This is a genomic window from Robertmurraya beringensis, from assembly GCF_042433785.1.
Taxonomy (GTDB): domain Bacteria; phylum Bacillota; class Bacilli; order Bacillales; family Cytobacillaceae; genus Robertmurraya_A; species Robertmurraya_A beringensis.
The window spans coordinates 1-7,161 of record NZ_JBHLUU010000081.1 but is presented as its reverse complement, the minus strand read 5'-3'; the positions used below and the strand labels follow the sequence as shown (position 1 = coordinate 7,161).

4 protein-coding genes and 1 riboswitch are annotated in these 7,161 nt (G+C 36.7%); all 4 genes read right to left on the bottom strand.

Annotated features, from left to right (window positions below; genetic code table 11):
* Nucleotides 1–555: 555 nt before the first annotated feature.
* Complete coding sequence (locus ACFFHF_RS12280) at nucleotides 556–1,182, bottom strand: GAF domain-containing protein (protein ID WP_377058265.1); 627 nt, start codon at nucleotides 1,180–1,182, stop codon at nucleotides 556–558.
* 187 nt (nucleotides 1,183–1,369) lie between these two features.
* Nucleotides 1,370–1,456: riboswitch (cyclic di-GMP riboswitch) on the bottom strand.
* A 225-nt stretch (nucleotides 1,457–1,681) separates the two neighbouring features.
* Complete coding sequence (locus ACFFHF_RS12275) at nucleotides 1,682–2,824, bottom strand: mannitol-1-phosphate 5-dehydrogenase (RefSeq protein WP_377058264.1); 1,143 nt, start codon at nucleotides 2,822–2,824, stop codon at nucleotides 1,682–1,684.
* Nucleotides 2,824–4,932 carry a BglG family transcription antiterminator gene (locus ACFFHF_RS12270; protein ID WP_377058263.1) on the bottom strand — a complete coding sequence of 703 codons (2,109 nt, stop codon included), beginning with the start codon at nucleotides 4,930–4,932 and terminating at the stop codon, nucleotides 2,824–2,826. Before ACFFHF_RS12270 ends, ACFFHF_RS12275 begins: the two co-directional genes overlap by 1 nt.
* Before the next feature lie 79 nt (nucleotides 4,933–5,011).
* Nucleotides 5,012–6,922 (bottom strand): PTS mannitol transporter subunit IICBA, encoded by a 1,911-nt coding sequence (locus ACFFHF_RS12265; protein ID WP_377058262.1) that lies wholly within the window; start codon nucleotides 6,920–6,922, stop codon nucleotides 5,012–5,014.
* Nucleotides 6,923–7,161 lie beyond the last annotated feature (239 nt).

Genomic DNA, 7,161 nt, shown 5'->3' with positions numbered 1-7,161 from the left:
TGGCTTTAAACCCAATAAAGGACAAGATAGAAAAGGATGGAACAAAATAGCCCCACTGCGACTGAGCTTGAACTACCCATTCCCTTCTCATCAAAGAACAGAATGAATTCTGTTCTTTGATGAGAAGACCACCAAGCAAAGCGCGGTAGTTACCCTTACGTTCTTACACTAGTAAACAAGTTAAATGCGACAACTATCTTGACAAACACCGCTTTGGTGTAACGAAAACTTTTTAGAGAGTGTATGATTTTGTCCATTTTTTTACCTCATGTTTAATAGTGTATATAAGCTCAGCCATATTTCTGGTTGTCCTTTTTCATATGGTTTTACTATACCAGTAGCCAACCTAGAACGTAACTGCACTTGTGGCTTCGACCCCGTCACCTAAAATAAAGCCCGCTAGTTACTAGCGGGCTCTCCAATGTAAGAAAGAATATCTAGCTATAAAATACCAATAAACTACATTGAGTACTCAACCCGGACAAACTAAAACTGCACTAATCAGGTTTTCGTAACTACCTAGTAAAACTTTTCTGGTCACAGTTTAAGCATTTTTTAAACTATGTTATTTGAAAATCTATATATTTCATCTTGATATTCAGAAACCTTTTGTTTTACTTGTTCTATTTGATTTCTAGACGGCTTCTTCTTTATTGTTTGATAAATGGCAAATGTACCAATTATTGAATCATTTTTAAAAAAAGGAACTGACCAAACTGATTGGAAACCTCTTTCCAAAGAAATTCGCCTCTCATGAATACATTGTGGATCCGAAAAAATCTCAGAGTAAACAATGTCCCTTGAAGCAATTGCTCTACCACAAATCATTTCATGAAACAGTTGCTTATCATTTATATCCTGAAAAAATTCAAAATATTGTAAAGGAATATTGGGTGCAGCCCCATGATAGATCTTGTTTTCCTCTTTCACATAAAAAAGGATAGTAGCAAAACTATTAGGAATAAATTCTTCTAAATCCAGACATAGTTTACCTAACTTCACTTTTGCATCTAATACCATAAATTCCTCTTCGGTTATCCCATTATTGATTAACGCCTCTAGATGGATTCTTAGATTATTCTCTTTTTTAGCAAGCAAAGGATTTATTTTTTTTAGTAATTCTTTAATTTTTTTATTTGACGAGTATTCCCTCATAAAGACAACTATGTTCTTATTTTTCATTTGTTTCTCCTATAATATTTCATATTATTTTAATCGTTTTTTTCTACCTCTCTTTATAAAATTTTTAATTTATCTGAGCTTGAAGTAATGAGTGAAGTGTTAATAACTAACAATAAAAAGCCCACCAAAAGATTGGTGAGCTTTAATAAAATAGGAAATAATCCTACCATTTTATTAATCCAACCCTTTCGGTAACCCGGCGATCATTGCTGTACCTAGCTTTAGACCCGTAGCTTTGCGTCCTTATTTTTCAATAAGTTTGCCATTATCGATGGTATATTTTCTTTAAAAATCTCTAAAATAATATTTTCAATTTAATCTGCAAAAGTAGTAGCATATACCCATTAAATTTATCATTATACAGTAATAGGATGCAATATCAAGATTACTAAAATACCTTAAAACTTTGTAGGGTAAGGTTCTACCACTAAAAGCCCTAATTCATGATAAAAAAAGAGGTTGACGGTAACCATCCGACAACCTTACTCTAGAAAGGGTTTTACCCCTTTAATACTTCATAATGTCTAATAATATCATTAGCAAGTTGGCTTGACTCCTCAAGACCACATACTTGTTGAAGAACATACGACACTCCATGTTCGTTAATCATTGACTGAAGCTTTACTGCATCTTCATCATCTTTGTAATCAAAAAGTAAGGCTGCAGCAATAGCCTTTGCTAAATTATCGTAAGAAAGGCCCGCTTTTAGAGCTTGTAGGGCTGGACGAACGAGTCGATCCTCTGGTCCAAGCTTTCTTAACGGGGAACGACCTACTCTTGTCACACCATCATGCAGATGAGAATTCTCGAAACGTTTTATGATTTTCTCAATATATTTCTGATGTTCTTCCGGATCTAGATCGTACTGTTTGATTAAATAAGCACCCGTCTCACCAAGTGTGGCCTTCACCTGATTGTAGATATCCATATCCGCTAGAGTTTGGTCAATCGTTTCTTTTTTTGCCAGATAACCGAAATAAGCAATAACGGCATGTCCTGTGTTAACCGTAAACAGCTTTCTTTCAATAAATGGAGCTAGTTCAGGAACGATAATCATTCCTTCAATAGGAGGAATTTCTTCTTTCGTTTCTACCACCCATTCATGGTAAGGTTCAACAAGTACATCGAGAGAACCTTGATTATTTTGAATCGGTACGATACGGTCAACAGCAGAATTTAAAAATTCTACATGAGCAAGTACCTTTTCTTGCGTTTGATTATCAAGATGCTCTAAAATATAACCCTTTAATAAGTCAGTAGCGGAAATTTGATTTTCACAGGCAATGACATATAGCTTGTCACTATTCTCTTCTACCCTTGCAGCCAATCCCTTTGCAATTAAAGGCGCTATTCTCGGGAGAATGTTAGGTCCAATAGCCGTCGTTAAAAAAGCTGCCTTCTTGATTGTTTCTATTACTTCATTTTCCTGTGTTAAATTATTCAATCCTGAAACATTCTCAATAAGAATACTCTCTTGTGCATCTGTGGCAAGCTTCACTTTATATTGTTTTTCATCATTTAATTGATTAATGATTGGTTCGGCAATGTCTACGAAAGTAACATGGTATCCTGACTGAGAAAAAAGGGCTCCAATAAATCCTCTCCCGATGTTACCTGCTCCAAAATGTACTGCTAATTTCATTACATCATCCCTCTATCATTTATTTTAAAATTCGACTGTAAATAATTCGAAAAAATAGACTCTAATCTCTTATAAATTAGTTCTTCATTTGCCGATGAAAAAATCAAAATAGCTTCATCGGTTTCAATAATATTTGTACTAATTAAGCTAATAATCTCCTGCTGTCTGTTGCTTAACTCTAATGGGGCCAGCATGAGCAATAGGTTCTTCATCATGACCATGTTTCCATCCATTCCCCTAACCAGACAAGGATTAGGCAGATGAGCAATTTGGAAAATCAGCTCACGCACATGCTCATTTCTTGCATGAAATAAGGCTAAATTGGTCTGAGGAATCCCGAGCCCCCCTCTTTTTTCCCTCTCTTTGAGCGAATAAAGAATGTCCTCAGATTCAGTCACTAGATTCTCTTTCTCGGCAATCTGCAACATTTTATTAAGGATCAATTCCTGGCTTTCCGAATGGTTCATCCTGTAAAATCGGTAATTTTGCATGATAGACTCTATACTATGTTGAATACTCTTAATGTCCTCTAGCATGTCATGCAAATCGATGTTTTTCTTAACAACAGATGAAGGTACAGAATGACGTTCGATCTTTTTGTATTTTTCACCCTTTGCTATGGCTTCAATATTATTCTGTATAAAGCTTTTAATCGTATCAATGTTCTCCGTACTCAATAACGGGTTCACTAAAATGTATTCTTTATTGATGAAAGGCAATCTTACAGTGGAAATAATCACGTCATATGCTTGTAAGTTCACATGTTCCGATATTTCTTTAATCGACTTAATATCAATTGAATCAATTTCTGCTATTTCTTTTTTGATTCTACTAGCCAACATCTTTGAAGTCCCGATACCGGTAGGGCAAATCACCAAGGCTTTAATGGTCAAATGCTCTTCCTGCATTAATAATGCGGAACCGAAGTGTAACACCATAAAAGCAATCTCGTCCTCAGGAAAATAGTCAATGGACTTAAACTCTTCCTTCACACTATTTTTTACTGCCATAAACAAAACCGGATACTTCCGTTTGATTTCTTCTTTTAGTGGATTAAACGACTCCATTTTCTGTTCGATACGAAAGAGCGCTGGCTCCATATGGGCAAGCAACCCTTGAAATAAGGAGAAGTCATCCGTTAAATTGACCTGAAGCTGATTAGAAACAGAGCGAATCACATTTTTAATCAGCTGAGCAAGTAATATGTTTTCAGGTTCAGCCTCAGCACCTTGAAGCTTTGTACCTTTTAGAATCAATGCTAAAAAAAGAATATCTCTTTTTGTAAGGCTCATATCAAGCTTTCGTTCTAACTCACGACTAATCATCAACATCAGATCATATTCAATCGCAACCTCTTTTTCTTGTAAGATTACATCCTCTTCCAACAAAAAGTGAGCATCCGTTCTCATTAAAGTGATATAAATATGTAAGACTACTTCCAAGTATGCTCGATCTGTTACTCGGACTTGGGTTTTATGAAAGGTAGTATTGACTAAGGTAAGTACTTCTAATAACTCATCATGATAAAAATAATGAAGAATCTTTTCCTCGGATGGACTTCCCTTTTCCAAAATAAATAGCTTTTCTATTAACTCATCGTGAAAATACTGTAGAAAAAAATGGACAAGTGCTCTTCGTTTGTTCGCCTCTGTACCATGCAGTTCTACTCCTACTCCTCTTTTCCTTGTTAACTGTAATTGAAAAACCTCTAGCCATTCCGCCAGTTCGTCCAGATAAATGGCTAATGTTGCTGAACTGACACCAAGGTGAGTGGCTAACGTTTGAATTTTAAAATGTTCTTCTTCATATACAGCCAAAAGTAATCGAAGCTTTTTTTCGAGAGGAGTTTGATCAATTGGAGTACTCCCTGCTATATGCTGAATTAACCTGTATATCTGTTCATTCTTCCCCTCAATAGAAAGACCTTGATCCATGTTGCGTGTTAGCCTTAGTCCAAACTTCTCCATGATCCTTTCTGTTGCCTTTAAATCACGTTGTATCGTCCTGGTACTTACATTTAGGGAAGAGGCAATTGAGAGAACGGTATGTTTTCCAGAAGTTTTAATAATCAATTCAATGATGGCTTTTTCCCTTGAGGTTATATCCACGGTATCAACTCGTTCCTGAGTGAAATAACTAGAAAATAGAAAAGCGCAGACATACGCTTTTCTATTTTTTATTTCTTATTTACTTTTTACCAATAATATCGATAATCTCTTGAGCTGTTTTTGCTTGAGCCATTTTTTCGATATTTTCCATATCGGAGCAAGTAATTGCGATACCAGAAAGGATTTCAAGATGTGTACCGTCTTTTCCAGCAATACCGAAGATTAAACGTACTTTCTGTCCATCAAAATCCACGCCATTCGGAACCTGAAGGACAGTAAATCCTGATCTAATAACTGCCTTCTTCGCTTCTTCTGTTCCATGGGGAATCGCAACATCATTTCCCATATACGTAGAAGTCATGTTATCTCTCTCAATCATCGCTTCGATATAGCTTTCATCGACGTAACCTGCATTCTTTAATGCTTGACCGGCAAAGCGAATGGCTTCTTCCTTATTGGCAAACTCCTGATTGATAAAGACATTTTCAGGACGAAGCAAATCATCGTTATGTGATTCTTCCTCATTCAAATGATCGGTAGCATTCTCTTCTGCATCTTCAACGACTTCATGAAGAGTGGAACTTGCTGGAAATTGCAACTCACTAATGAGCTTATCGTACTCAGGACTTGAAAGGAAATTATCAACAGAAATATGATAAGCGTTTGGTACTTTGTTTTTTGCTCTAGGAGTTAGCTCCTCCTGTGTAATGACAATTTGAGCGTCCGCTGGAAGATTACTAATAGCCATATTGGTAACCCCGATATCCATTCCCGCTTCTTTTACTTTTTTACGTAACAACGATGCTCCCATAGCGCTTGAACCCATTCCAGCATCACATGCAAAGATAATCTTTGTAACATTGTCAGGGATAGCTCCTTGATCTGTAAGTACATTTGATACAGAGCTTTTCTTCCCTTTCATTTCTTGCATTTTTTGAGCGGCTGCTTCTAGGTCATCTTCCCCCTGTTTCCCCGTTTTCAGAATAAAGGAAGAAACAATAAATGACACGACTGCTGCCACAATTACACCAGCAAAGTTTGCTATATATGCACTTGCATGATGTGGGGTAACCGCAGTAATGGCAAGAATACTACCTGGTGATGATGGAGCAAATAATCCACCGCCTAATAGAACCAATGTAAATACTCCACTCATTCCACCTAGGATGACAGCGAAAAATAACATAGGGCGCATTAAGATATATGGGAAATAAATCTCATGAATTCCACCGAAAAAGTGAATGATTCCTGCACCTGGTGCTGATTTCTTTGCTGTTCCTTTTCCAAAAAACATATACGCAAGTAGGACACCAATTCCAGGACCTGGATTTGCTTCAAGAAGGAACAGAATGGATTGTCCCGTTTGTTTTACTTGTTCCACACCAATGGGTGAAAGAACTCCGTGATTAATCGCATTATTCAAGAACAATACTTTTGCTGGTTCAATTAGTATACTAGTTAATGGAAGCAGTCCTGTTCCAACCAACCAGTCAACTCCTGATACGAGCCATCCGGTAAACACATCAACTGCAGGTCCAACTCCTAAAAATGCTAGAATGGCAAGGATCGCTCCTAGAATACCCGCAGAAAAATTATTTACAAGCATTTCAAAACCAGCTTTAACTTTCCCTTCAATTAACTGGTCAAATTTCTTAATAACAAAGCCGCCTAACGGACCAATGATCATCGCACCAAGAAACATAGGTATGTCTGCTCCTGCAATCACACCCATCGTTGCAATAGCACCAACAACTGCTCCACGTTCTTGATGAACAAGTTTCCCACCTGTATATCCAATTATAATAGGAAGTAAATAGGTAACCATCGGGCCAACCATTTTGGCAAGGTTTTCATTTGGAAAAAAACCAGTAGGAATAAATAAAGCTGTAATTAACCCCCAAGCAATAAATGCCGAAATATTTGGCATGACCATAGAACTTAGGAAATTACCAAACTTTTGTACAGCCACTTTTATATTTGATTGTGTCATGTTCGATCTCCTTCTAAAATTAGTACCTTCACATGTTATCTCACATAGTTAACACTATCAACAAAGTGAAAAACCAACTTTGTCGTTCATAAAGAGACAAAAGTATTTTTTCTCAAAAAACAATCATGATCTTTCGCTCTTAACCCAGGAATGAAAATTGGTTCCCCACTCCATAATGTAGATACCACAAACAGTGAGTATATGACGTGGCTCTTATTGGTGGTCTTACCCTGTACAAA

Excerpts from the sequence above, each read along its gene's own strand:
- ACFFHF_RS12280 (WP_377058265.1), bottom strand. The coding sequence starts at position 1,182 with ATGAAAAATAAGAACATAGTTGTCTTTATGAGGGAATACTCGTCAAAT.
- ACFFHF_RS12275 (WP_377058264.1), bottom strand. The coding sequence starts at position 2,824 with ATGAAATTAGCAGTACATTTTGGAGCAGGTAACATCGGGAGAGGATTT.
- ACFFHF_RS12265 (WP_377058262.1), bottom strand. The coding sequence starts at position 6,922 with ATGACACAATCAAATATAAAAGTGGCTGTACAAAAGTTTGGTAATTTC.